Origin of the sequence: Shimia sp. R9_2 (assembly GCF_017743735.1) — a bacterium.
Classification (GTDB): Bacteria; Pseudomonadota; Alphaproteobacteria; order Rhodobacterales; family Rhodobacteraceae; genus Shimia.
The window spans coordinates 700,291-722,771 of the sequence record NZ_JAGHRO010000002.1 but is presented as its reverse complement, the minus strand read 5'-3'; the positions used below and the strand labels follow the sequence as shown (position 1 = coordinate 722,771).

The 22,481-nt window shown below is 60.0% G+C and carries 27 protein-coding genes; 14 read left to right on the top strand and 13 right to left on the bottom strand.

Going from position 1 to position 22,481, the window contains the following annotated elements; all coding sequences use genetic code 11:
- The first annotated feature begins 10 nt into the window (after positions 1–10).
- Together argF and J7400_RS08045 are read left to right on the top strand one after the other, a co-directional pair.
- Positions 11–934 (top strand): ornithine carbamoyltransferase, encoded by a 924-nt coding sequence (gene argF / locus J7400_RS08050; protein ID WP_209061732.1) that lies wholly within the window; start codon positions 11–13, stop codon positions 932–934.
- 167 nt (positions 935–1,101) lie between these two features.
- Positions 1,102–2,139, top strand: a complete 1,038-nt coding sequence (locus tag J7400_RS08045) for a 2-dehydropantoate 2-reductase (RefSeq protein WP_209061730.1) — start codon at positions 1,102–1,104, stop codon at positions 2,137–2,139.
- Between the two features lie 19 nt (positions 2,140–2,158).
- On the opposite strand, the gene J7400_RS08040 is transcribed toward J7400_RS08045, so the two are convergent.
- From J7400_RS08040 to J7400_RS08025, 4 genes are all read right to left on the bottom strand, one after another.
- Positions 2,159–3,640 carry an inorganic phosphate transporter gene (locus tag J7400_RS08040; RefSeq protein WP_209061728.1) on the bottom strand — a complete coding sequence of 494 codons (1,482 nt, stop codon included), beginning with the start codon at positions 3,638–3,640 and terminating at the stop codon, positions 2,159–2,161.
- Between the two features lie 78 nt (positions 3,641–3,718).
- A complete protein-coding gene (locus tag J7400_RS08035; protein WP_209061726.1) occupies positions 3,719–4,177 on the bottom strand; it encodes an NUDIX hydrolase in 459 nt (152 codons plus the stop codon).
- A gap of 107 nt (positions 4,178–4,284) precedes the next feature.
- Positions 4,285–6,729 carry an ATP-dependent helicase HrpB gene (gene hrpB, locus J7400_RS08030; RefSeq protein ID WP_209061724.1) on the bottom strand — a complete coding sequence of 815 codons (2,445 nt, stop codon included), beginning with the start codon at positions 6,727–6,729 and terminating at the stop codon, positions 4,285–4,287.
- Between the two features lie 40 nt (positions 6,730–6,769).
- The gene (locus J7400_RS08025; protein WP_209061722.1) at positions 6,770–7,522 is read right to left on the bottom strand and encodes a DUF3108 domain-containing protein; all 753 of its coding nucleotides are present in this window, start codon (positions 7,520–7,522) and stop codon (positions 6,770–6,772) included.
- 34 nt (positions 7,523–7,556) lie between these two features.
- Between J7400_RS08025 and meaB the strand changes: the two genes are divergently transcribed.
- From meaB to J7400_RS07995, 6 genes are all read left to right on the top strand, one after another.
- Positions 7,557–8,528: a methylmalonyl Co-A mutase-associated GTPase MeaB gene (gene meaB / locus J7400_RS08020; RefSeq protein ID WP_209061720.1), complete on the top strand. Its 972-nt coding sequence runs from the start codon at positions 7,557–7,559 to the stop codon at positions 8,526–8,528.
- A gap of 71 nt (positions 8,529–8,599) precedes the next feature.
- Positions 8,600–9,301 (top strand): hypothetical protein, encoded by a 702-nt coding sequence (locus J7400_RS08015; protein ID WP_209061719.1) that lies wholly within the window; start codon positions 8,600–8,602, stop codon positions 9,299–9,301.
- A gap of 153 nt (positions 9,302–9,454) precedes the next feature.
- On the top strand, positions 9,455–10,165 hold the full coding sequence (locus tag J7400_RS08010) for a hypothetical protein (protein WP_209061717.1): 711 nt from the start codon (positions 9,455–9,457) through the stop codon (positions 10,163–10,165).
- A gap of 171 nt (positions 10,166–10,336) precedes the next feature.
- Complete coding sequence (gene rpmB / locus J7400_RS08005; RefSeq protein ID WP_209061714.1) at positions 10,337–10,627, top strand: 50S ribosomal protein L28; 291 nt, start codon at positions 10,337–10,339, stop codon at positions 10,625–10,627.
- 170 nt (positions 10,628–10,797) lie between these two features.
- Positions 10,798–11,088: a hypothetical protein gene (locus J7400_RS08000; protein WP_209061712.1), complete on the top strand. Its 291-nt coding sequence runs from the start codon at positions 10,798–10,800 to the stop codon at positions 11,086–11,088.
- 36 nt (positions 11,089–11,124) lie between these two features.
- Positions 11,125–11,616 carry a copper chaperone PCu(A)C gene (locus tag J7400_RS07995; protein ID WP_209061710.1) on the top strand — a complete coding sequence of 164 codons (492 nt, stop codon included), beginning with the start codon at positions 11,125–11,127 and terminating at the stop codon, positions 11,614–11,616.
- A gap of 63 nt (positions 11,617–11,679) precedes the next feature.
- Here J7400_RS07995 and J7400_RS07990 read toward each other — a convergent pair whose 3' ends face one another.
- Positions 11,680–12,384, bottom strand: coding sequence for an NAD-dependent deacylase (locus J7400_RS07990; RefSeq protein WP_209061707.1), 705 nt, complete (start codon positions 12,382–12,384; stop codon positions 11,680–11,682).
- A 91-nt stretch (positions 12,385–12,475) separates the two neighbouring features.
- Between J7400_RS07990 and J7400_RS07985 the strand changes: the two genes are divergently transcribed.
- Complete coding sequence (locus tag J7400_RS07985; protein WP_209061704.1) at positions 12,476–12,904, top strand: low molecular weight protein-tyrosine-phosphatase; 429 nt, start codon at positions 12,476–12,478, stop codon at positions 12,902–12,904.
- Positions 12,905–13,048: 144 nt separating this feature from the next.
- Here the strand turns inward: J7400_RS07985 and J7400_RS07980 are convergent, their stop codons facing one another.
- Positions 13,049–14,014, bottom strand: coding sequence for a LysR family transcriptional regulator (locus J7400_RS07980; RefSeq protein WP_209061702.1), 966 nt, complete (start codon positions 14,012–14,014; stop codon positions 13,049–13,051).
- An 89-nt stretch (positions 14,015–14,103) separates the two neighbouring features.
- On the opposite strand from J7400_RS07980, the gene hisD reads away from it, so the two are divergent.
- Positions 14,104–15,414: a histidinol dehydrogenase gene (gene hisD / locus J7400_RS07975; protein WP_209061700.1), complete on the top strand. Its 1,311-nt coding sequence runs from the start codon at positions 14,104–14,106 to the stop codon at positions 15,412–15,414.
- Positions 15,415–15,421: 7 nt separating this feature from the next.
- On the opposite strand, the gene J7400_RS07970 is transcribed toward hisD, so the two are convergent.
- A complete protein-coding gene (locus J7400_RS07970; RefSeq protein ID WP_247738668.1) occupies positions 15,422–15,742 on the bottom strand; it encodes a hypothetical protein in 321 nt (106 codons plus the stop codon).
- Positions 15,743–15,789: 47 nt separating this feature from the next.
- Positions 15,790–15,918: a hypothetical protein gene (locus J7400_RS21325; protein ID WP_280637989.1), complete on the bottom strand. Its 129-nt coding sequence runs from the start codon at positions 15,916–15,918 to the stop codon at positions 15,790–15,792.
- Positions 15,919–15,969: 51 nt separating this feature from the next.
- Between J7400_RS21325 and J7400_RS07965 the strand changes: the two genes are divergently transcribed.
- The 3 genes from J7400_RS07965 to J7400_RS07955 are packed head-to-tail and all read left to right on the top strand — an operon-like array spanning position 15,970 to position 17,259.
- Positions 15,970–16,296 carry an antibiotic biosynthesis monooxygenase family protein gene (locus J7400_RS07965; protein WP_209061698.1) on the top strand — a complete coding sequence of 109 codons (327 nt, stop codon included), beginning with the start codon at positions 15,970–15,972 and terminating at the stop codon, positions 16,294–16,296.
- Positions 16,297–16,330: 34 nt separating this feature from the next.
- Entirely contained in the window at positions 16,331–16,738 is a 408-nt protein-coding gene (locus J7400_RS07960; protein ID WP_209061696.1) for a universal stress protein, read from the top strand.
- 17 nt (positions 16,739–16,755) lie between these two features.
- Positions 16,756–17,259: a hypothetical protein gene (locus J7400_RS07955; protein WP_209061694.1), complete on the top strand. Its 504-nt coding sequence runs from the start codon at positions 16,756–16,758 to the stop codon at positions 17,257–17,259.
- Positions 17,260–17,300: 41 nt separating this feature from the next.
- On the opposite strand, the gene J7400_RS07950 is transcribed toward J7400_RS07955, so the two are convergent.
- Together J7400_RS07950 and J7400_RS07945 are read right to left on the bottom strand one after the other, a co-directional pair.
- Positions 17,301–17,699 (bottom strand): VOC family protein, encoded by a 399-nt coding sequence (locus J7400_RS07950; protein ID WP_209061692.1) that lies wholly within the window; start codon positions 17,697–17,699, stop codon positions 17,301–17,303.
- A gap of 31 nt (positions 17,700–17,730) precedes the next feature.
- Positions 17,731–18,234 carry a pyridoxamine 5'-phosphate oxidase family protein gene (locus tag J7400_RS07945; protein ID WP_209061689.1) on the bottom strand — a complete coding sequence of 168 codons (504 nt, stop codon included), beginning with the start codon at positions 18,232–18,234 and terminating at the stop codon, positions 17,731–17,733.
- Positions 18,235–18,639: 405 nt separating this feature from the next.
- On the opposite strand from J7400_RS07945, the gene J7400_RS07940 reads away from it, so the two are divergent.
- The gene (locus J7400_RS07940) at positions 18,640–18,927 is read left to right on the top strand and encodes a zf-TFIIB domain-containing protein (protein ID WP_209061687.1); all 288 of its coding nucleotides are present in this window, start codon (positions 18,640–18,642) and stop codon (positions 18,925–18,927) included.
- Between the two features lie 51 nt (positions 18,928–18,978).
- Here the strand turns inward: J7400_RS07940 and J7400_RS07935 are convergent, their stop codons facing one another.
- From J7400_RS07935 to uvrB, 3 genes are all read right to left on the bottom strand, one after another.
- The gene (locus tag J7400_RS07935) at positions 18,979–19,362 is read right to left on the bottom strand and encodes a hypothetical protein (protein WP_209061685.1); all 384 of its coding nucleotides are present in this window, start codon (positions 19,360–19,362) and stop codon (positions 18,979–18,981) included.
- A gap of 82 nt (positions 19,363–19,444) precedes the next feature.
- Positions 19,445–19,879 carry a hypothetical protein gene (locus J7400_RS07930; RefSeq protein ID WP_209061683.1) on the bottom strand — a complete coding sequence of 145 codons (435 nt, stop codon included), beginning with the start codon at positions 19,877–19,879 and terminating at the stop codon, positions 19,445–19,447.
- A 247-nt stretch (positions 19,880–20,126) separates the two neighbouring features.
- Positions 20,127–22,319 (bottom strand): excinuclease ABC subunit UvrB, encoded by a 2,193-nt coding sequence (gene uvrB, locus J7400_RS07925; RefSeq protein ID WP_209061682.1) that lies wholly within the window; start codon positions 22,317–22,319, stop codon positions 20,127–20,129.
- Between the last annotated feature and the right edge of the window lie 162 nt (positions 22,320–22,481).

The window sequence follows — 22,481 nt, the reverse complement described above, 5'->3', positions numbered from 1 at the left end:
ACCAAATAAGATGAAACATTTTCTGGATATCCACAAAACCGAAGTCGCCGATTTGCGCGGCATGATCGACAGCGCCAAAGCGATGAAAGATGCGCGCAACGGCCGCCCCAAAGGCGCGTTGGACGATGATTTGCCGCTGAAAGATCACATGGTTGCGCTGATCTTTGAAAAGCCCTCCACCCGGACCCGTGTGAGCTTTGACGTTGGTGTACGCCAGATGGGCGGGCAGACCATGGTGCTGTCCGGCTCTGAGCTGCAACTGGGCCATGGCGAGACCGTTGCGGACACCGCCAAAGTGCTGAGCCGCTATGTGGATCTGATCATGATCCGGACCTTTGAGGAGGCCACGCTTCTGGAAATGGCGGAAAATGCCACGGTGCCGGTGATCAACGGTCTGACAAACCGCACGCACCCCTGCCAGATCATGGCGGACATCCTGACTTTTGAGGAAAAGAATGGTCCGATCGCGGGCAAAAAGGTTGTCTGGTCCGGCGACGGCAACAACGTGTTTGCAAGCTTTGCCCATGCGGCGGGCCAGTTCGGCTTTGACCTCACGTTCACCGGCCCCAACACTTTGGATCCGGAGGCTGTCTTCATCGAGGAAGCGCGCGCCAAAGGTGTGAAGGTGGAGATCGAGCGTGATCCGGTGAAAGCTGTGCAGGGCGCGGATCTGGTGGTCACCGACACTTGGGTCAGCATGCATGATGCGGTCTCGACGCGCGAGCGACGCCACAATCAGCTGCGCCCCTATCAGGTGAATGAAGAGCTGATGAGCCACGCTGCGGACAACGCACTGTTCATGCATTGCCTGCCCGCCCACCGCAACGAGGAAGCCACGGATGCGGTGATGGACGGCCCTGCTTCGGTGATCTTTGACGAAGCAGAAAACCGGCTGCACGCGCAGAAAGCCATCATGAAATGGTGCCTGAGCTAACCCTTGGTTCCGCAGTTTGCATAAGAAAGGCGCTGGCTTCGGCTGGCGCTTTTTTGTTGGGCGCCGCTGCGTTGCCTGCTTGCGTTTTGGCGCTCGCATGTCTGTTGCCGTAGAATTGCCTCAAATTGTCTATACTGGCAGAGCTGGCGCAACAGGGGACAGAACACATGAGCGATGCGGAACGCAGCGCGCTCTATCCACGTATCGTGGTGGCAGGGGCGGGCAGTATTGGCTGTTTTGTGGGCGGCATGCTCGCGCACGCGGGGCGCAATGTGACGCTGTTGTTGCGGGCGAGTACCCTTGAAGAAATCAGCCATCATGGCCTGTCACTGACCGATTATGACGGTTTGGATGAGGCGCTTTCTCCTGACAGTTTTGCCATGCAGACGGATCCTTCCTGCTTTGCTGAGGTAGATATTGTGTTGGTGACTGTCAAAAGCGGTGCAACCGTCCAGATCGCTGCTGAGATTGCGCGCCATGCCCCCAAAGGGGCGATTGTGGTCAGCTTGCAAAATGGCGTGGAGAACGCAGACACCCTGCGCAAGGCCTTGCCGGATCACGATGTGCGCGCAGGCCTGGTGCCGTTTAACGTGGTCTGGGTCGGTGGTGGGCGCTTTCACCGGGGCACCAGTGGCCAGATTGCGATCGAGAAGGGGCCAGGGCATGTGGCGCGGCATCTGAGCTGCCTTGGGCTTGAGGTGCATGAGAAGCGCGATATGGCTGCTTTGCAATGGGGCAAGCTGGTGATCAATCTCAACAACGCGCTCAATGCACTGTCAGGTCTGCCCTTGCGCCAGCAGATCGGCGACATGCGGTGGCGGCGCTTGATGGCGGCGCAGATGTCTGAGGCGCTGGCGGTTCTGGAAGGGGCAGGGATCACCCCAAGCAATCCCGTTGCGGCCCTGCCGATGAGCGTTGTGCCGCGCGTGCTCAGGCTGCCTACCTGGGCGTTTCGCTGGGTCGCTCGCGCGATGCTGTCGATTGATCCAAATGCCCGCAGCTCTATGTGGGAAGATCTTGATCGCGGGCGTGGCACCGAGATTGAAGAGCTGCAGGGGCAGATTGTGCGGCTGGCCCGACAGAACGGTCAGGATGCGGTGATCAACGGGCGCATCGCGGCGCTGATCCGTGCGGCGGAGGCGGAGGGCGTTGGATCACCCTGCCTGAGCGCCAAAGAGGTGCAAAAACGCCTGCGGGGCAGATGATCCCCGCAGGCGTGCGCTGTTAGCTTGTGATGGCGTTGAGCAACAGGAAGATCACTGCGGACATGGACGCTGCGGCAGGCACGGTGATGACCCAGGCTGCCACAATCGTCATGAAGTGGCTGCGGCGCACAAGCTTGCGGCGGCGACGCTCTTCCGGTGCGATACGCTTGGTGACAGGGCGCTGGCCGGCGTTCTTGCGCAGGCGGCGCTCCGCGTCCCATTCGCGATAGAAGCCGACGCCAAAGATCCCGCCCACCGCAATGTGGGTGGAGCTGACCGGCAGACCCAGCCAAGAGGCCACAATCACGGTAATGGCGGCGGAGAGAGCCACACAATAGGCGCGCATGGGGTTCAGCTTGGTGATCTTCTCACCCACCATGCGGATCAGTTTGGGGCCAAACAGGAACAGGCCGAAGGAGATGCCAAAGGCGCCGATGATCATGACCCAGCTTGGGATCGCCACTTTGGCTGCGATGTCGCCAAACTCTGCCGCGTGCACAATGGCCGCCAGCGGGCCCACCGCGTTGGCCACATCGTTTGCACCGTGCGCAAAAGACAAGAGCGCGGCGGAGAACACCAGCGGGATGCCAAAGAGCACTTTGAGAGATTTGTTGCGGTTCTCAAGCCCTTCGGATTGCTTGCGAATGAAGGGTTTGGAAACCGCGTAGAGCAGAACGCCCGCCGCCGCGCCGATCAGCAGGGAGGTTTGGATGTCGATCTTGATGATCTTCTTCAGGCCCTTAAGCGCCAAATAAGAGGCAAAGGCGGCTGCCATGATGCCAATCAACACTGGCACCCAGCGGCGGGCGGCGGCGATCTTGTCATCCTGATAGATGATCTTGGCTTTGATGAAAGCCAGGAACATGGCGGCAATCACGCCGCCCAGAACGGGGGAAATCACCCAGGAGGCGGCGATTTTGCCCATGGTGGGCCAGTTCACGGCGGCAAATCCCGCCGCAGCAATACCCGCGCCCATCACGCCCCCCACAACGGAGTGGGTGGTGGACACTGGCGCGCCGACCCAAGTGGCAATGTTCACCCAAAGCGCGGAAGAGATCAGCGCGGCCATCATGGCCCAGATAAAGATGGCGGTGTTCGCCATGCCCGAAGGATCAATGATCCCTTTGGAAATGGTGGAGACCACGTCACCCCCAGCCAGCAACGCGCCTGCGCTTTCACAGATCGCGGCGATGATGATGGCGCCGCCCATGGTCAGAGCGTTGGCCCCCACGGCGGGGCCCATGTTGTTGGCCACATCGTTTGCGCCGATGTTGATCGCCATATAGGCGCCAAAGCCAGCGGCGGCGATGATGATCATGTTGCCTGAGTCAGCGCCGGTCAGCAGGCCTGCAAGCACAGCGGCAAGCACGATGAACGCCAGCGCAATGCCAAGACCCACCATGGGGCGGGAGACATAGAGAGTGGCGGCTTCGAGGTGAGAGATGCGGTGAAGGTCGCGATCCAGCGTGGACCATTCGTTGCCAGAGGTTGGCGAGGACATAACAGAGAATCCCAGTTTGCTTAGCGCTGGGGCCTATCCCCGTTGGCGCCGCAATGCAAGAAACGGGTTATAAAACTGTTACATTTGTCGCAGGAGCGCCTGCAATTCGGGTTCATCGACCATATGCGCGGCCTCAGAGGGGGCCACCCATTTGCGGGTGCGTTCGTCCGCCTCGGGGAAGTCATCCACCAGTTTGGTCACTTCCGCCTCAAACACGGTGACGTCCACGCCAACAGCAAGTCCGCCATCAAGCCGCTTGTCATAGGCATAGATGCCCAGAGGCTCGCGATTGATATTGGCGTCTTTCACCCCGGCTTCTTCCCAGGCTTCGCGCAGGGCCGCACCGGCGGCATCCAGCCCGTCAATCGGCCAGCCTTTGGGCAGAACCCAGCGGCCTGTGTCACGAGAGGTGATTAGCAGGACTTCACGGCCCTGGCCCGATCCGCGCGTGCAAAGCGCCGCCAGCTGAATGCGGCGGGGACGACGCCAAAGCGGCGCAATCACGCTGTCGTAAGCGGTTTTCAAGGCGTTGGTCATAGACGTCTGCTCAGCTTGTGGATAAGTCCGTTTGGCGGACCTGTTGTTAACTAGGAAGTGTATATACGTTTTCCGGACAGGTAAATCAAGGTTTGGTAAATTTTCCGCTAATTTCCACGTCTTTTGGCGCGTAATGTCGGATCAGCTTGCATCGGATCTTCGGGCCAGGGGTGCTTGGGATAACGCCCGCGCATGTCCTTGCGCACGTCCGCATAAGAGCTCGCCCAGAAGCCGGGAATGTCCATCGTGGTCTGCACGGGTTTCTGGCCGGGAGAGAGCAGGGTGACACGTAAAGGGGTGTTGCCGACCATGGGGTGGCTGGTCTGGCCGAACAGCTCCTGAAGGCGGAGGGTGATTTCAGGGTGCTCACCACCGTAGTCGATGGGTATTTTGCGATCCAGAGGCGTGGTGAAATGCGCAGGGGCAAGGCGGTCCAGAAGCTGCATCTGGTTCCAATCCAGCCGCGCGCGTAGGGCGTCCAGCACGTCAAACTTCTTCCAGTGCTCAGCTGTTTTCACGCCGCCAAGATGCGGCAGGAGCCACTCTTCGATGCTGTCCATGAGGGCATCCGGTGCCATGTCCGGCAACTCATGTCCGGCGTCGCGGATCAGGGTTACACGCGCAACAAAGCGTTGGGCGGCGGGTGAGAGCGTAAGGCCAAGGTCGCGCACGCCGTCCAGCATGGCATGTGCGATTGCCTCTGAGGAGGCCTCTTTCCAAATGCGGTCGTCCAGCGCGATGGTGCCAAAGCGCTCCTGGCGTCGGGCAATCACGCGGCGCTCGCGCTTTGACCATGCGCAGCTGTCGAGCCACTCAAGATGCGGCTCAAACAGGCTGCGAACCTGCGCTTCGGTGATCTGGATGGCTTGCCGGATGCGGGCTTCGCGCGGGTTGCCGTCGGTGTCGGTCACCACAATCAGGCGGCTGCCTGCAAGTGGGTCTCCGTCTTCCATCACCGCGCCCTTGCCGCCGGAAAGCACAAAGCGCGGCGCGTCGCCTTTGCGGTGCAACCCGATGCGGTCAGGATAGGCGAGCGCGGCGAGTTCGGCGGGCGCATAGGCGGGCGCGTCTTTGGTTTTGCTCGATTTGGCGAGGCGTTTGGCTTCGTCTTTCAGAGTGTGCAGCGCTGCGCGGTTGACCCCGAAGGGCCGCCGTTCTGTGAAGGTTTTGAGGTCAGTGAGCGCTTCAAGCCGTAAGGCCAGATCTACAGGGGCACCGCGGGTCAGCGGATCGCGCGCCGCCAGAAGCGCTGCCATTTGCGCACCCTGAGGCCCGGCGATGGTCAGCATATGCGCAAGACGCGGATGCAGAGGCAGCGCGGCGATGGCTTTGCCGTGTTCCGTGATGCGATTGCTGTCATCCAGCGCGTCAAGCATGTGCAGCACGGCCTGCGCCTCAGAGAAACTCCCCGGATTGGGCTGAGACAGCAACGCGAGGTCGCTGGGCGCTGCGCCCCAAAGCGCAAGCTCAAGTGCGAGGCCGGTGAGGTCGGCCGCTTCGATCTCAGCAGGCGGGAAGGGAAGCAATGCGCCTTCTTCACCTTTGGTCCAGAGACGATAACAGACCCCTTCGGCCACACGGCCTGCACGGCCTTGGCGTTGGGTGGCTTCGGCGCGGGTGACACGCTCTGTCACAAGGCGTGACATCCCGGAGCCGGGATCAAAACGCGCGCGGCGGGCGCGGCCTGCGTCCACCACCACACGCACGTCCTGAATGGTGAGCGAGGTTTCGGCAATGGAGGTGGCGAGCACCACTTTGCGGCCCTGTTCAGCCGGGCGGATGGCGGCTTGCTGATCCTTGAAGGGCATCGCGCCAAAAAGCGGATGCACGGTGCAATCATCTGGCAGTTTCAGCAAAGACTGCGTGCGGCGGATTTCACCTTCACCGGGCAGGAACACCAGAACGCCGCCGGCTGTCTCACTCACCGCCCGAGTGATCAGCCGCGCTGTGGCCTCTTCCAGCCGGGTGCCTTTGGTCAAGGGTTTGTCCAGCCAGCGGGTCTCCACCGGGAAGGCGCGGCCTTCGGAGGTGATGATGGGAGCGTCCCCCATAAGCGCGGCCACAGGGGCGGCGTCCAGCGTGGCCGACATGGCAACAAGGATCAGATCGTCGCGCAGGGCCTCGCAGATCTCAAGGCACAAGGCGAGGCCCAGATCAGCGTTGAGCGAACGTTCGTGAAATTCGTCAAAGATCACCGCGCCAACACCCGCCAGCTCCGGGTCGGACTGGATCATACGGGTGAGGATGCCCTCGGTGACCACCTCAATCCGCGTGGCTTTGGAGATTTTGCTGTCGCCGCGCACGCGATAGCCAACGGTTTCGCCCGCTTTCTCGCCCAAGGTTTGCGCCATGCGCTCGGCAGCCGCGCGCGCGGCAAGGCGGCGCGGCTCCAGCATCAGGATGCGGCCCTTGGTCAGGCCCGCCTCCAGCATGGCGAGCGGTACCACGGTGGTTTTGCCGGCGCCAGGAGGGGCTTGCAGGACCGCGCGGTTGTGGCTGCGCAGGGCAGCGAGGAGCGGATCGAGGGCGTCGTGAATGGGCAGCTGCGTCATGGCGCTGTTATCGGCCAGCTGCGCCGGAGGGTCCAGAGGCTTACTCGCGCCGCATCAGCTTGGCCTTGCCATGTCTTGAGGTGAGCTGCACCTCACTCGCGCGCCACAGATCGCCGTCGCGCTCATAGGTCACCGACAGCGGAGATGTTTTGAGCTCCGTCAACTCCTCCTCAGAGTAGCCGCCAATGCGGTCATAGGTGCCTGAGCAAGTCACGCTGTTGCCCGCTGAGGCGCGGGTTTTCAGAGTGATGCGCACAAGGCGGGTGCCGTCAAACTGGGTCTGGTCGATCTGGCACAGTGTTTGATCCGTCTGGTCGCGCAGGCTGAGCCACATCATGCTCATGGGATCAAGCGCGCCCTTGGTGGCGCTGGGAGCAATTGGCGTTGCGGGATCCTGCGCGCCTTTGGTTTTGATGAGCAGGCTGTTTTGCGCCTGAAGGCTGGTTTCAGACACCCGCTTGCCGGTGTTGATATAGCCGTCATAACGCGCGGGGCGCAGGTTTTGTCCTGCCTGCGTGCCTTGGCCAGAGACCGTGAAGCGAATGCTGCGCAGGATACCCGCGAGGCCGGTGGTGCGGAAGCTGCCTGACCCCTCATAAGCGTTGTCCGTTTCGTTTACGGCCAGCGTGAGCTCCCCCACTTTGATGCCAAAAGCATGCACCGACCATAGCTGCGCGTGGCTCTCTGCCCGCGCCGCAGCTGCCGCCATCATCGCCGCGCAGATCCACAGAGGCAGCAAATTGAAGTGGCTGACGTATCGCCGGACTAGACAAGGCAGGGTGGGGCGCGGCATGTAGTTTTCCAAACAAGAAGCACGGGTTGTCGCCATGGATATCGCAGAACTGCGGGACAGAATACTGAAACAAGACCGCAGGGCTTTGGCGCGGGCGATTACATTGGTGGAAAGCGCACGGGATGACCACCGCGCACAGGCCAGCGCGCTTTTGGAAAGCCTGCGCGGCGCTGGGCGACAATCCCTGCGCATCGGTCTTTCCGGCACGCCGGGGGTTGGGAAATCCACGTTTATTGAGAGCTTTGGCACGATGCTGACCGCGCAGGGGGTGCGCGTGGCCGTGCTTGCGGTTGATCCCTCATCGGCCCGTAGCGGCGGCTCAATTCTGGGGGATAAAACCCGCATGGAGCGGCTGAGCCGGGAGAAAAATGCCTTTATCCGCCCCTCGCCGAGCCAAACCCATCTGGGAGGCGTGGCGCGCCGCACCAGAGAAGCGGTGGCGCTTTGTGAGGCGGCCGGGTTTGATGTCGTCCTGATTGAGACCGTTGGGGTCGGGCAGTCGGAAACGGTTGTGGCGGAAATGTCTGATCTCTTCCTGCTGCTGTTGGCGCCTGCGGGCGGTGACGAGCTGCAGGGCGTGAAACGCGGGATCATGGAAATGGCGGACGTGATCTTGGTGAACAAGGCTGACGGTGCGCTGAAAACCACCGCGATGCGCACCTGCGCCGATTATGCCGGAGCGCTCCGTTTGTTGCGCAAGCGACCGCAGGATCCGGAAGGCTTCCCCAAGGCAATGACCGTGTCGGCGCTCGAAGAGGAAGGGTTGCTGACGGCATGGTCTGAAATGACCGCGCTGACAGACTGGCGCAAGTCGGAAGGGCATTGGGATATCCGCCGCGCCACGCAGGCGCAGTTTTGGTTCCATGAGGAGGTGCGGCAGGGGTTGCTGGCGCGTCTGCATAAAGAGCAAGCGCGCAAGGACTTGCAATCATTGGATGAAAAGGTGGCCTCTGGTGCCATCACGCCGTCGCAGGCCGCGCAGGAGATGCTTGCGCGACTGGCCTAGCTGACGCATGGTTTTCTGAGAAAATTCAATTTTGAGCGCATGTTGACGTTCAAGATAGAGGCAGAAAACCTATGGGGAAGAGGTCAATTGCACCGGCAAAGCGTCCGGAGCTTGAAGGGTTTGAATGGCCCCAGCGCCGGTTGGAAGACGCCACCACTGCGTTTTCGCAAATGCCGGATGGTCGCCTTGAGCTGACGGTTGAGCATCAACGGCTGAACGGCATCAGCTGTGATATGCTGTGCTGGTGGTTCGGTGTCTATGCGTTTCTTGAAGTCGACTTGGGCGCGCATGTTGCACAGGCTTTCTCGGTTTGGCATCCGCGAGATCACATTGACATCAGGCCTTTTCTGGTCACGCAGATGATGCCGAGCAATCCCGGCGATTATATCGTCATGGAAGAGGCTTACGGCGCAGAACCCTCTTATCGCACCATCGAGAAGTTCAAGATCGTACATCGGGATACCTCCAAATACGCCATCGAAGTCTATCGCGCCGGGCTCCGGGTGGCCGGGCTTGAATATTCTTTTGAAGCCCACCCAGATGGAACCGACGTGGTCTCCTGCCTTTGGGTTGGCGTTGAAAGAGGGTGGTCCCGGATCCTGATCAACAATCTCGTCGTGCCGTTCCTGTTTGATGTGAAAAAGACAGAGGCATGGATGCAGCACAATGTAGAGGAGATTGGCGCCTTGGAGCACTTGCTACCGATCCTCTATGAGCGGCGCAGCGAAGGTCGTCGCATCACTTGGCCCACGCCAACTGACGGTGCGTTTTGATCACCCACACTCGCTATGCGATGCAGCGGGACTTCCGGAAAATCTTGCGTGGCTTGCCGAAAATGCGCAGCCTGTCCTGAGAAATATCAGGTGTTGTTGTCGGTGGAGAAAGCAGAGGCGGGTTTGGCCTAAGATGAGCTGGGAGGGTGGTGCATGGAGTTTCCTGAGCCGCGAGACTTCGGATGGGACCTCAAGAGTTTTGACAAGGCGTTTTCGACTGTGACGCATCTGTCAGATGGGCGGACCCTATTCGAAATCGAGCACCCACCGGTTCGGGAAGTGACCGCAGAAATGCTCTGTTGGTGGTATGGGGTCTATGCGGATCTCTCTCTGGTGATTGATGGCACGACCTATCCGGCCTTTTTGGTGAGCCACCCTAAGGACCATATCTCTCTGGAAAGCGAAAAGGTCGACAAAGAACGCCCGCTGACGGCAGGAGACTTTGTTACCATCGTTGAGGGCTATCAGCGCAACCCCGATTTCACGACAAATGAGCGGCTGGAGGTCGTGCGCAGAGATGAGACCCGTTTTACCCTGCGCGCCACCAGAAGTGGCGTGACGGTTGCGGATGTGGAGTTTCACTATGAGGATGGACCTGACGGGCTGAAGGTGCGCAATCTCTTGACCGTTGGTGTGGCCAAAGGGATTTTCAAACCGATTGTGAACCGGATGATCATTCCTTGGCTCTACTATGAGGACAAGAATTACGCTTGGCTCTTGCACAGCGTTGAGGAAATCGGCAATTTCGAAAACTTCCTGCCGGAGATCTTTGCCCGCCGTGATCAGGGCATGACGATCAGATGGGATCGCAACAGCCTTCCGCCTAAAAAGCCGCTCAGAGGGCCTTCCCCGGCGGATGTGTAAGGTTTAAACGCCTTTGGAGGCCATCAGAGTCATTATGTGATGTTGAATCACTTGACGGCCCTGCCAATTCCGCCTAATCACGCCAAACAAAATTCCGGGCGCGGCCTAGGCAGCGCCCTTATGCTTTGACGGGGCCGTTATCCCCGTGCACCGTAAAACGAGGATGAACCCATGTCGCGCCGTTGCGAATTGACCGGAAAAGGCCCGATGACTGGCAACAATGTCAGCCACGCCAACAACAAAACCAAGCGTCGTTTTCTGCCTAACCTGAACGACGTGACTCTGCAGTCCGAAACTCTGGGCCGGGGTGTGAAACTGCGCATCTCCGCAGCCGCGCTGCGCACCGTGGACCACCGCGGTGGCCTGGACGCGTTCCTGGCAAAAGCAAAAGATACCGAGCTTTCCGACAACGCTCTGAAAGTGAAAAAAGAGATCGCAAAAGCGCAGGCAGCAAACGCCTGATCGCACTGATCTTTTTCGAGATTTTGACAGCCTCACCTTCGGGTGGGGCTGTTTCCTTTTGTCGTCTTCACAAAGCTTAGACGCCATGTCTATATGCGGGCATGACGGCAAACTTCCGCGCATATATCTCCGGAGTGCTCGCGCTCGTGCTGGTCCTGACTGGGCACAGCATGGCAATTGCGCGCGGTATGCCCGGCGTTGCGGGCTATGCGGAATACTGCATCGGCGAAAATCCGGTGATGGTGCCTGTGGATGCCGATGGCAACCCCACAGGCGCGCCGCATCTATGCCCTGATTTTTCGGCGTCTCTGCTGACTTGGATCGCGGTGCCCGAGGCCACAATAGAAGCCCACTTTGGGCAAAGCCGCATTGCGCGATTGGCTTTGGGCGACCACGTAGAGGCGATTCGTCAAACCTCCCCCAGCGCACGTGCGCCCCCGGCTGGTGTGTTCATTTTCTAATCTGACACATCAACTCACAGGGACAGGAGACCAATAATGTCCGTTAAAACCTTCACCCTCGCCGCCGCTGCTGCCGTGGCTTTCGCGCTTCCAGCATTTGCCGAAACAACCATTGCCGTGAAAGACGCCTATGCCCGCGTCGCCACCAAGATCTCCAAATCCGGCGCAAGCTTTATGGTGATCGAGAACACCGGCAGCGAAGATGACCGTCTGGTCTCTGTCAGCTCCGATGTGGCCAAGCGCACAGAGCTGCACACTCATAAGGACATCGGCGACGGCAAAATGAAAATGCTGCATGTGAAAGAGGGCTTTGTGATCCCGGCAGGTGGCAAGCACATGCTGCAACGTGGCGGCGATCACGTGATGTTCATGGGGCTGACCCATGGTCTGGAGCATGGCGACGTTGTGAATGTGACGCTGACCTTTGAAAAAGCAGGCGATATCACACTTGAGGTGCCTGTGGATTTGGAGCGCAAGCCCGCCGCAGGGGCGCATGGCCATGGCGAGATGAAAAAGACCGACGGCTGACCATCGCGCATTGTTTACGTCTTCAATCTGGGCCGCCCGTTGAGGTGGCCCTTTTTGTTTGCGTCAGCTGTTGGTGCGTGCCAGCTCGCTCGCCACCCACTGCGGCACCGTTTCCGTGGCGGGGCCAAGATGCACTTTGGCAAAGCGGGATGCCCCGGCAGAGGGCTCCAAATTCAGTTCCACCGTATGCGCGCCAATATAGTCGGCGTGTGACACGAAGTTCGCCGCCGGATAAACCTCTCCTGACGTGCCAATCGAGACAAAGACGTCCGCTGCGGAAAGCGCATCCTCAATGCGCTCCATCTCATAGGGAATTTCGCCAAACCACACCACGTCCGGGCGGGTTTGTGGCGCAGCGCAAGCCGGGCAGGGGTCTTCCTTGGTCATCACTGCCGGAGCCTCCCAGCGGTGGCCACACGCGGCGCACAACGCCCCTGCCAGGATCCCATGCATATGCAGCACGTTCTTGCTGCCAGCCTTTTCGTGCAAGCTATCGACGTTTTGGGTGACAATCAGCAGCGTGCCGTCAAGTTTGGCTTCCAGCTCCGCCAGCGCATAATGCGCCGCATTGGGCACCGCCTCTGCCGCATTGGCGCGGCGGGCGTTGTAAAACTCATGCACCAGATCGGGATTGCGGGCAAAGCCCTCTGGCGTGGCCACATCCTCAATCCGATGCTGCGCCCAAAGTCCGCCTTCGTCCCGAAATGTGCCAAGGCCGCTTTCCGCGCTGATACCGGCGCCGGTCAGGACAACGATGTTGGTGGTCATAATGCGCGTCTCGCTGGCTGCTGCTTGTGGTGCCTCTGTGTTGACTGTGGCAAGGTGCCGGGGTGCTGGCAAGGTAAGGGGATGATCCGCCATGAAAATTCTGTTCGTCTGTCTGGGCAATATCTGCCGGTCCCCCACCGCCGAAGGCGTGTTTCGCAGCTTTGCACCGGAGGTGGACGCAGACAGCGCTGGCACTGGAGGCTGGCACGTGGGAGAGCCGCCCTATGGCCCGATGCAAACGGCGGCCAAGGCGCGGGGCTACGATCTCTCAGATCTGCGCGCGCGCCAGTTCGACGTCGCAGACTTCAACCGTTTCGACCTGATCATCGCAATGGACGGAGACAATCTCGCCAATATTGAGCGGTTGCGCCCGGCGGGCAACGAAACGCCAGTGCGGCTTTTCACCGATTATGAAGACAGCGACGCTGATGCGGTGCCTGATCCTTACTACACCCGTGATTTTGACGGGGCATTGGATCTGATTGAAACCTGCGCACGTGGTCTTGTTGCCGCGCTTTAGATCTGCGCAAATGGAGCAGTAGTTTCAGGAAAATGAAAAGTAGAGGCTGCTGTTTACAAAGCAGCGCTGTGGCCTCTTGCTGAAATGAGCGGCACCGGCAGACAGTGAAACCGAAGTCATTTCGGAGCCTGATCTGTGCGGCGCCTATCGGTCCAACACGCGAAAATCATCCTCCAGCCACGGGAGTTTCTCGATGGCCGGGGCAATCATGTGGCTGGTCAGCAGATTGCGCATGGTTTGGGCCACGTCGCGCGGCACCGTGTCAGCCCAGTCTCCGCTTGCCAGAAGCGAAATGGTGCGGCTGAAGGGGGCAAACGGCAGCGGGTGTGCGGTAACGCGATCATGAAAGCGCGTCGCACGCAGGTAGCCCAGAGGCGTGGTGATGGCCCAGCCAATGCCGCGCGATACCATGGCAATGAGCGACGGGTTGGAGCCGATTTCAAACCGTTGCGGAATGTCGAGTTTGCAGCGTTTCAGGTGGGCTTCAATCTGACGTCCGATCAGTTGCTCTTGCCCGTAGCGCAGCATCGGCAGATCGGCCAGCGCTCCCATCACATCGCCTTTTGCAGGTACGCGACCGGCAGGGGCAATCAGAATAAACGGATCGCGGGTCAGCGGGTATTCCGTAATGCCATCAATGACTTCTCCGGAGGAGGCAGTGATCGCGAGGTGCAGATCGCGGGCGCGAATGGCTTCGGTGATCTCATGGCTCGGCGCGGTGACAAGGCGGAACTGACAGCGGGTCATCGACTCCGCCAGTGTCGTGACAAGGCGCGGGGTCAGGTCATTGTCAAAATCATCAATGATGCCCATGGAGAGTTGTGTCAGGTGGGTGAGATCCATCACCGCCAGCTCAGACTGCGCCAGCCGCAATTGCGAGAGCACCGCACTGGCACGGATCAGATAAGCGCGCCCTGCAGGGGTGAGCTGCATCGGCCGTTTGCTGTGGTCCAGCAAGTCGGCACCAAGCGCCTTTTCGAGATTTCGGATCTGCTGAGACACCGCAGGTTGCGACAGCCCCGTGATCTCCGCCGCCTGCGCCACGGCCCCGGTCGCTGCGAGCGCTTCAAACACTTCCAACCCTCTGAGGGTGACACCTTTGTTCAACATTTTGGCTCTCCGGCAGATTTGCCTTTTGTGAATAGTCGCAGGGATTGGGTCAAGCCAAGAATAACATCGAGATATGGCAGGAGACTGACATGACCATCACTTATCTGAAGCGCGCGGACGCCACGATTGCCGAGGCTGGCACGGCGGATGCGCGAGACACTGTCGAAATCATGCTGGCCCGTATCCGGCAGGGCGGAGAGGCAACGGTGCGCGAGTATGCGCAGAGGCTGGACCGCTGGGATGGCGAAGTTGTGGTGGGGCGGGACCAGATGGCCGAAGCCGCACAGCATGTCGCGCCTGAGCTGCGCGATGCGATCCGCTACGCGCATGACAATATTCGCCGGTTTGCCGAAGCGCAGCGCAGCAGTCTCAATGAATTTGAAGTCGAGCTGCGCCCGGGATTGATGGCCGGGCAGCGGGTGATCCCATTGGACGCCGCGGGCTGTTATGTGCCCGGAGGGCGCTATAGCCACATCGCCAGCGCGTTGATGAGCATCACCACTGCGCGTGTGGCCGGGGTCGGAGACGTAACAGCCGCCTCGCCGCCGCGTCCGGGGGAGGGCATCCCGGCGGCGATCCTCTATGCGATGTGGCTCGCCGGGGCGGACCGCGCCTTGGCGCTTGGCGGTGTTCAGGCGGTGGCTGCCATGGCTGAGGGGCATTTCGGAGCTGGCCGTGCCGACATTCTGGTGGGGCCGGGCAATCAATATGTCGCTGAGGCGAAGCGGCAGCTTTTTGGCGAGGTGGGCATCGATATGTTTGCGGGCCCCACGGATGTCCTGATCATCGCGGATGAGACCGCCGACCCCGATCTTGTGGCTTGGGATTTGGTTGGGCAGGCGGAACACGGCGGCAACTCTCCGGTCTGGCTGGTGTGTGACAATCGGGCGCTGGCAGAGGCTGTGATGGGACTGATTGCGGATTGCGTGGCACAGTTGCCGGAACCCAACCGCAGTGCCGCGCGGCAAGCATGGGCGGAGCGCGGCGAGGTGATCCTCTGTGAGGGGCGCGAAGAGATGGCTTTGGTCTCAGATAGATACGCTCCGGAGCATTTGCATGTGCAGGCGGAGGATCTGGCATGGTGGAAAACGCGGCTGCGCAGCTATGGGTCACTATTCCTTGGGGCTCGGGCCTGCGTGACCTTTGGCGACAAGGCGGCAGGGCCAAACCACGTGCTGCCCACAGACAGAGCTGCGCGCTACACCGGCGGGCTGTCGGTGCATAAGTTCCTGAAAACCGTGACCTGGCAGCGGGTTGCGGATGAGGCTTTGCCTGAGTTGGTGCGGGCCTCCTCTGTGATTTCACGCGACGAGGGCATGGTCGGCCATGCCATCAGCGCGGAGATGCGGGAGGAGCATTTTCTAACGCCGCCGAGTCTGAAGCTGGTCAGCGGCGGTTAAGCGCGCCTTAGCGCAGGTGGTTGCAGCTGCGCGTGGCGTCTTCGCCAAAGGCCTTGTAGCGCTTCCAGAAAATCTCATGGCTGCGGCTGTCTGACTGGCGGATTTCCTGCGCTTTATGGGGCTCTTTGATGAAGCTTGCGGCCAGTCGCTGATCCGCGCGGGACAGCGATTTGTTCGCCACTTTCTGAATGCAGCGGCACAGGCTGCGGTTGGCGGCGTCACGCTCTGATTGCTGACAGGCGCGGTTCAGTACGCGCGCGTCCGCTTGCTGTGGGATCGACGGGATCAGAAAAGCTGCCATCAGCAGCCCAAAAAGTGCTCGGGTCATTACTGCCTCATGTGTCTGCTCGGGCCCGCGGAAATTCTTTTGCTCCGTCATTTGGCCTGACCGTATTTGCGCCCAGTATGGGCCAGAAGCGGGTTTGTTGCAATCACAAGCGCGTGGGTGCGGTTGCGTGGCGCAGCCCGACAGGCGCGGCTCTGTGCCGATGCGGCTTTATTCATTGGCCAATCGCGGCGTGGCTGCGCTAAGCTGAGGAAAAGGAAGGAGGAACTATGCCCAAAATCACCAAGGAGGCGGACCTTCAAACCGTCATCACGACATTTGAGATGACCCCCGGCACCTGTCAGGATCTGCTCGATGCGCTGACCGAAGCTTATGATCAGTTTATCTCAAAACAGCCGGGTTTTATCGCGGCGGGGTTGCACGTGAATGATGCGCAGACCCGGATCGCCAATTATTCTCAATGGCGTCGCCGCGAGGATTTTCAGGCCATGCTGCGGAGTGAGGAAATGCGGGAGCGAAACCGGCGTATCCATCAGCTCTGCCGCAGTTTTGAGCCGGTGATGTATGATGTTGTAGAGGCTTTTGATCGGGCCTAGTCTGGTTTGGGTTTCAAAGGCTTGGGAGAGTCACATGTATCAGCATATCTTGGTTCCCGTGGCCTTTGATGATGCGCATGATCCGAAAGAGGCGATTGCGGTGGCGCGCCGCTTGGTTGCTGAGGATGGTCAGGTGACGTTGCTGCATGTGATGGCCAATGTGCCCAACTATGTGATCAACTATGTGCCAAAGGGCTTTCAGGAAGAGGCGCAGGCCGCCATTGTTGCCAGCCTTGAGGCGATGGGGGCAGAGATGCCCAATGCGCGCGGGGTGGTAACCGAAGGTTCCGCAGGGAAAACCATTGTCAATTGGGCCAAAAACGAAGATGTGGACTGCATCGTCATTGCGTCGCATAGACCCGGGGTTCAGGATATTGTACTGGGCAGCACTGCGGCGCAGGTTGTGCGCCACGCCACCTGTGCGATTCACGTGACCCGTTAACAAGGAGCCCCGGCAAAATGATCAAGACTGTCAAATGGTTGCGCGGAGCCGCGATGGTTGCGGTATTGGCTTTGGCGGGGGCTGTTTTTGCGGAGGAGGACAATGGATTCTCCGAGCATCAAACCAAGCGGGCCGTTGACACTTTCACCTATGGCGCCGAGCAATGTGCCACCCTGGATCCGATCTATCGCGTGGACTGTCTGCGTCAAGCTTACAGCCAGACCGTGCGGGTGGTGGCCAATGCCTCCGTGTATTGGGAGGCCGAAGTTGCCCTGACCCGTGTAAATCGCGGGCTCTATGCCTTTGTGCGCGAGCATCTTGACAAGAATGTCGGCCGGGTCCGCGTGAATGGCGGGCGCATCAAGGCGGTCACGGCTGACTCGGTGCCCGTTGCGCAGGCGCTTTATGGCGACGGTGTGGATCGGGCCGTGGCCGCAATGCGGGGCGCGTCATCACTGGAAGTGCGCTACTTTGAGCCGATCGCTCAGGTGCTTCTGGCGTCCAAAGCTTTGATGCAGTGAAGGCTGAGCAGTAGCGGCTCCTATCGAATGCGCGCCTCTGGCTATGCCGGGCGCAGTTTCTCCGGCAGTTCATCAATGTGAAAATCCACATGCAGATGATTGCCGTCTGGATCATTCAGATTGACCTGCACAATCGGAAAGCCCGGCGGGAAGCCGAGGTAATAGTCGATCTTGCGGGATTTTAGCAGGTCGAGAAAAGCCTCCATGCCCGTAGCCCCAAACGCGGCATGCTCAAGCGCCAGATCACCATCGGTCTGCGGGCGGCCCTCCACCTCCACAAGATGCACCACCGCTTGCTCCCCCAAATACATCCACGCGCCGGGAAAACCGAAATCCGGTCTGGGGCCGGCTTTCATCCCCAAGACTTCCTCGTAAAAGGCGACCATCCTGCTGAGGTTGCCGGTGCGGATGTTTGCGTGATCAAGCGAATGTAGGGGCATAGCCCGACGGTAGGGGCGGGCACGCCATGGGTCAAGCTGGGCTTGATGGCGCCAACATATCAGCCGGTGTCAGCTTGAAAGCCTTGCCAAATCCGCCGTTCAGAAGGCCACCTATGGCGTCAAACCGCACAAAGCTGAAGTCGCCAAAGTCCACATAGAGTTTCGCCTTGGGCCGCTGCGCCAGATAATGGCTGCGCAGCGCTGTGTGCTCTTCACTGTCGCGTGGCACAAAACAGGCCTTGGCATGAACCGTCAGGCGCGGATGGGTAAGAGGATCGCCCTTCTCGGCAGGCTCGCCCAGAAGCAAGGCGCAGCGGGGATCAGCGCGCAACGCTGCCGTGTGGCTGGAGAGGTCGGAGATCAAAGTGAGCGGCGCCGCATCAGGTGCAGTGGCGATGGCGATCCGCGTGACCGAGGGTGCGCCTGTCTCGGGATCTGTCACCGCCAGTGCGGCAAAGCGAGCCTCTGAGATCAAGGCGCGTGCCAGGGCACGTGCATCTTGATCGGTGGGGCGGATCGGAGATTTTTCAGTCATGTCGGCACTTTGCCAGCCTATGGCCCAAAACAAAAGCGGCGCTGGGGATTTTCCCTTGCGCCGCATTGTATCGCTGGCTTGATCTTTGCTGCCTACGCGCGTGGCTGGCTGTCTGGCTGGACCTGGCGTTGGGCTGGGCCTTGCTGGAGCGCCCGCTTCGTACGTGAGTTGCCGATCTGGCTCGCTGATGTCTTGAGTTTTTATTTAGAGTGAGTCGCAGGGAGGCGCAAGAGAAAATCGTTTAAAAACATACAGTTGACTTGTTTTGTCGGAATTGGAATTTGAGCGTTTCAGTCGGATTTGCGCGAAATTTTGCGCGTGTGGCGCTATGTCTTTGCCTGCGCTCATGAAATTTGAACGGTGCGTGCCTATCTCTGTCTCAGGAAACATAGGAGGAGTTCTTTGATGAAATGTCCGGTTGATGGCGCGACGCTGATGATTGCAGATCGCAACGGTGTGGAGATTGACTATTGCCCCGAGTGTCGCGGCGTGTGGCTTGATCGCGGGGAGCTGGACAAGATCATTGAACGCGCAAGCGCCTACAGCCCGCCACCGCCGCCGCAGCAGCAGGCCCCACAAGGCCGTGGCTATGAGAGCCGCGACTATGACCGCGGGCACGATCGCGATTACCACAGCAAACCGCGCAAAAAGAAAAAGATGAGCAGCTTTCTGGATGACATCTTTGATTTCTAAGCTTGCGCTCAGAAGGGATGACAACGGGGGCCATACGCCCCCGTTTTTGGTTTAGCCCTCGGGATAGGCCGCAAAGCACTGATCCGATTGCCGCGCGGCCTGTGTGCGTGCAGCCCGCAGATCCCGGCGCAAGCCATCGCGCTTTTCCCGCTCCGCCCGAATGTCGATGTCCACCGGCACTTCGACAGTGTGATACTCCGTTTCATCACAACGATACCAGCGCCCGTGCTCATCGTGACAGTCTTTGGGCACCACAACCGGCTCCTGATAGGTGTGGATGGCATAGCCGCGCGAGATATTGCCTTCGGCTGTGGCGATGGCGTTCTGCAGCTGCGTCACCCGGCTGTTGGCGGTGTTGAGGCAGCGCTCGAGCGGCGTGGCGCAGGCGGCAAGTGCATAAAGGGTGAGCAGGGCGAGGGCGCATTTTGCGTGCATGTGAGACTCCGTTTTTTCGGAGCCATGGCTTAGGGCGCTGTGACAGGCAAAAACGCGACGGTGTTATCGGATAACGGGTGGTTCAGGAGAGTTGCGCGGCGGCGCAGTCACGAAATTTCTGCACTTCCGGCCCCGCCCCTTCAAGCGAGAGTGGAACGGTCTGCGCTTGAGTGAACGCCACCGCTGTGTCGTTGAACTGCAACCCGTCGAGTACATTTCCAAATCCGCTGTCAGCAACATTGAGCGTCTGGTCGTTGTCAGACAGCGCATGTTTGGGCGTCGAGATGGTGATTTCGTTGGGGCCGAGAAAGCGCATGGCGAACCATGGGGCTTGCTGCCATGGATCGGACTTGCGGGTGATTGCCAGTGTGTAGAGCGGTTTGTCGGGATCGTAGGTCAGGTGGATGTGGGTGTCGGTGGTGTTATGCGTAAGGGTGCAGGTCTCGCCGGATGTGGCCTGCCAGGCGATGGCCGGAGTGGCGATTGCGGTGAGGAGGAGCGGGGTAATGGTGCGCATTGGGGAAGGGTAGCGATTGGCGTGACTTGCGCCAAGTCACGGGTTTGTGCTGCCTCAGGGCACAGATGCCACCGCACACCGCCAAACAGGCAAAGCCCTCATTACAATTGCTGAGCCGACAAAGTCATTCTGGCTTAGCCCGGAACAAGGCGCTTTGCGCCGCCGGGCCAGCGCCGGACCGGCCCCATGGGCCGGCGCTGGCCCTTTGTTCTGGGTGCGTCGGTGCGCAAGGATTGCGCACCCTACGTCACCGCCCCCGCTTGATCCGCACGTTCCCGCCACGTTGCCCGGCACGGCCTGCCGTAGACCTTCCCTTGCTCTTCACCGCCTCTTCCTCAGCAGCCTTAATCGCGTATTGGCGCGCCATGGGGTCATCTGCCACAGCCAGATCCACGGCTTCCAGACGTTTGATCTCGTCGCGCAGGCGCGCAGCCTCTTCGAACTCCAGGTTTTCGGCGGCTTTACGCATGTCATCACGCAGCCCGTTGAGCACGGTTTCCAGATTGCCGCCGTGCAGCGGGTTGTCGATCTTGGCAGTGACGCGGGATTGATCCGTGTCGCCCTGATAGAGCCCGGCCAGCACATCCTCGACGTTCTTTTTCACCGTCGCAGGGGTAATGCCGTGTTCTTCATTATAGGCGATCTGTTTGGCGCGGCGGCGGTTGGTTTCGCCAATCGCGCGCTCCATGGAGCCGGTCATACGGTCCGCATACATGATCACGCGGCCCTCAGCATTCCGCGCGGCGCGACCGATGGTCTGCACCAGTGAGGTTTCCGAGCGCAGGAAGCCCTCTTTGTCCGCATCCAGAATGGCCACCAGACCACATTCCGGGATGTCGAGCCCCTCACGCAGCAGGTTGATGCCGACCAGCACATCAAAGGCGCCAAGCCGCAAATCGCGCAGGATTTCAATGCGTTCCAGCGTGTCGATGTCGCTGTGCATATAGCGGATCTTGATGCCCTGCTCGTGCAGATATTCGGTGAGGTCTTCGGCCATACGTTTGGTGAGCGTGGTCACCAGCGTGCGGAACCCATCGGCTGTGACCTTTCGGATCTCATCCAGCAGATCGTCCACCTGCATCTCAACAGGGCGGATTTCCACCTCCGGATCGAGCAGGCCGGTGGGGCGGATCACCTGTTCGGAGAACACACCGCCGGATTGATCCAGCTCCCAGCCCGCAGGGGTTGCCGACACAAAAACCGACTGCGGGCGCATCGCGTCCCATTCCTCAAACTTGAGCGGCCGATTGTCCATACAGGACGGCAGACGGAAGCCGTGTTCCGCCAGCGTGAATTTACGGCGGTAGTCGCCCCGGTACATGCCACCGATCTGCGGCACCGACACGTGGCTTTCATCAGCAAAGACAATGGCATTGTCGGGGATGAACTCAAATAGGGTGGGGGGCGGCTCCCCCGGCGCGCGGCCAGTCAAATAGCGTGAGTAGTTCTCGATGCCGTTGCAGAAGCCCTGCGCCTCCAGCATCTCCAGATCGAAATTAGTACGTTGCTCCAGCCGCTGCGCCTCAAGTAGTTTGCCCTCGTCCACCAGCTGGTCAAGCCGCGTGCGTAGCTCTTTCTTGATGTTCACGATGGCTTGTTTAAGTGTTGGCTTGGGCGTCACATAGTGGCTGTTCGCATACACGCGGATCTGTTCAAATGTGTCGGTTTTCTCGCCTGTCAGCGGGTCAAACTCGGTGATGCTTTCCAGCTCCTCCCCAAAGAAGGAGAGCTTCCAGGCGCGGTCCTCCAGGTGGGCCGGGAAGATCTCAAGGCTGTCGCCCCGCACCCGGAAAGAGCCGCGCTGGAAGGCGGCGTCATTGCGGCGGTATTGCTGGGCCACCAGATCAGCGATCACCTGGCGTTGGTCATATTCGCCACCCGCCTTCAGATCGAGGGTCATGGCGGAGTAGGTCTCAACCGAGCCGATGCCGTAGATGCAGCTGACCGAGGCCACGATGATCACATCATCGCGCTCCAGCAGCGCCCGCGTGGCGGAGTGGCGCATCCGGTCGATCTGTTCGTTGATCTGGCTTTCCTTCTCAATGAAGGTATCGCTGCGCGGCACATAGGCTTCCGGCTGGTAGTAGTCATAGAAACTGACGAAATATTCGACCGCGTTTTCCGGGAAAAACCCCTTCATCTCGCCATAAAGCTGCGCCGCCAGCGTCTTGTTGGGCGCAAGGATGATTGCGGGGCGCTGCGTTTCCTCGATCACCTTGGCCATGGTGAAGGTTTTGCCGGTCCCGGTGGCACCAAGCAGCACCTGATTGCGGTCGCCGTCATTCACGCCTGCGGAGAGTTCGGCAATGGCGGTGGGCTGGTCTCCTGCGGGCTCAAATTCCGTATGCATCACAATGCGTTTGCCGCCCTCAAGCTTGGGGCGGCGGGGGGCGCTGGGATCAGGGCCATTTAAGAGCGGAGCATTGGCGGCATCGGTCATCGTGAATTTCCAGGCGCTGGGCAAACGTTCTGCGCGCGCGGGCGCGTTGGCCTCTGATGTTGGTCTCTTTTTGTTCTTATGCAAGGGCGAAATGGCAATTCAAGGGTGGTTGAAGTGCAATGCTGACAATAAGTGACAGGAGGGAAGGTTTTGCGCTTGCAG

Coding starts and splice junctions, on each gene's coding strand:
- argF (WP_209061732.1), top strand. CDS start 11: ATGAAACATTTTCTGGATATCCACAAAACCGAAGTCGCCGATTTGCGC.
- J7400_RS08045 (WP_209061730.1), top strand. CDS start 1,102: ATGAGCGATGCGGAACGCAGCGCGCTCTATCCACGTATCGTGGTGGCA.
- J7400_RS08040 (WP_209061728.1), bottom strand. CDS start 3,640: ATGTCCTCGCCAACCTCTGGCAACGAATGGTCCACGCTGGATCGCGAC.
- J7400_RS08035 (WP_209061726.1), bottom strand. CDS start 4,177: ATGACCAACGCCTTGAAAACCGCTTACGACAGCGTGATTGCGCCGCTT.
- hrpB (WP_209061724.1), bottom strand. CDS start 6,729: ATGACGCAGCTGCCCATTCACGACGCCCTCGATCCGCTCCTCGCTGCC.
- J7400_RS08025 (WP_209061722.1), bottom strand. CDS start 7,522: ATGCCGCGCCCCACCCTGCCTTGTCTAGTCCGGCGATACGTCAGCCAC.
- meaB (WP_209061720.1), top strand. CDS start 7,557: ATGGATATCGCAGAACTGCGGGACAGAATACTGAAACAAGACCGCAGG.
- J7400_RS08015 (WP_209061719.1), top strand. CDS start 8,600: ATGGGGAAGAGGTCAATTGCACCGGCAAAGCGTCCGGAGCTTGAAGGG.
- J7400_RS08010 (WP_209061717.1), top strand. CDS start 9,455: ATGGAGTTTCCTGAGCCGCGAGACTTCGGATGGGACCTCAAGAGTTTT.
- rpmB (WP_209061714.1), top strand. CDS start 10,337: ATGTCGCGCCGTTGCGAATTGACCGGAAAAGGCCCGATGACTGGCAAC.
- J7400_RS08000 (WP_209061712.1), top strand. CDS start 10,798: ATGGCAATTGCGCGCGGTATGCCCGGCGTTGCGGGCTATGCGGAATAC.
- J7400_RS07995 (WP_209061710.1), top strand. CDS start 11,125: ATGTCCGTTAAAACCTTCACCCTCGCCGCCGCTGCTGCCGTGGCTTTC.
- J7400_RS07990 (WP_209061707.1), bottom strand. CDS start 12,384: ATGACCACCAACATCGTTGTCCTGACCGGCGCCGGTATCAGCGCGGAA.
- J7400_RS07985 (WP_209061704.1), top strand. CDS start 12,476: ATGAAAATTCTGTTCGTCTGTCTGGGCAATATCTGCCGGTCCCCCACC.
- J7400_RS07980 (WP_209061702.1), bottom strand. CDS start 14,014: ATGTTGAACAAAGGTGTCACCCTCAGAGGGTTGGAAGTGTTTGAAGCG.
- hisD (WP_209061700.1), top strand. CDS start 14,104: ATGACCATCACTTATCTGAAGCGCGCGGACGCCACGATTGCCGAGGCT.
- J7400_RS07970 (WP_247738668.1), bottom strand. CDS start 15,742: ATGACCCGAGCACTTTTTGGGCTGCTGATGGCAGCTTTTCTGATCCCG.
- J7400_RS21325 (WP_280637989.1), bottom strand. CDS start 15,918: ATGAATAAAGCCGCATCGGCACAGAGCCGCGCCTGTCGGGCTGCGCCA.
- J7400_RS07965 (WP_209061698.1), top strand. CDS start 15,970: ATGCCCAAAATCACCAAGGAGGCGGACCTTCAAACCGTCATCACGACA.
- J7400_RS07960 (WP_209061696.1), top strand. CDS start 16,331: ATGTATCAGCATATCTTGGTTCCCGTGGCCTTTGATGATGCGCATGAT.
- J7400_RS07955 (WP_209061694.1), top strand. CDS start 16,756: ATGATCAAGACTGTCAAATGGTTGCGCGGAGCCGCGATGGTTGCGGTA.
- J7400_RS07950 (WP_209061692.1), bottom strand. CDS start 17,699: ATGCCCCTACATTCGCTTGATCACGCAAACATCCGCACCGGCAACCTC.
- J7400_RS07945 (WP_209061689.1), bottom strand. CDS start 18,234: ATGACTGAAAAATCTCCGATCCGCCCCACCGATCAAGATGCACGTGCC.
- J7400_RS07940 (WP_209061687.1), top strand. CDS start 18,640: ATGAAATGTCCGGTTGATGGCGCGACGCTGATGATTGCAGATCGCAAC.
- J7400_RS07935 (WP_209061685.1), bottom strand. CDS start 19,362: ATGCACGCAAAATGCGCCCTCGCCCTGCTCACCCTTTATGCACTTGCC.
- J7400_RS07930 (WP_209061683.1), bottom strand. CDS start 19,879: ATGCGCACCATTACCCCGCTCCTCCTCACCGCAATCGCCACTCCGGCC.
- uvrB (WP_209061682.1), bottom strand. CDS start 22,319: ATGACCGATGCCGCCAATGCTCCGCTCTTAAATGGCCCTGATCCCAGC.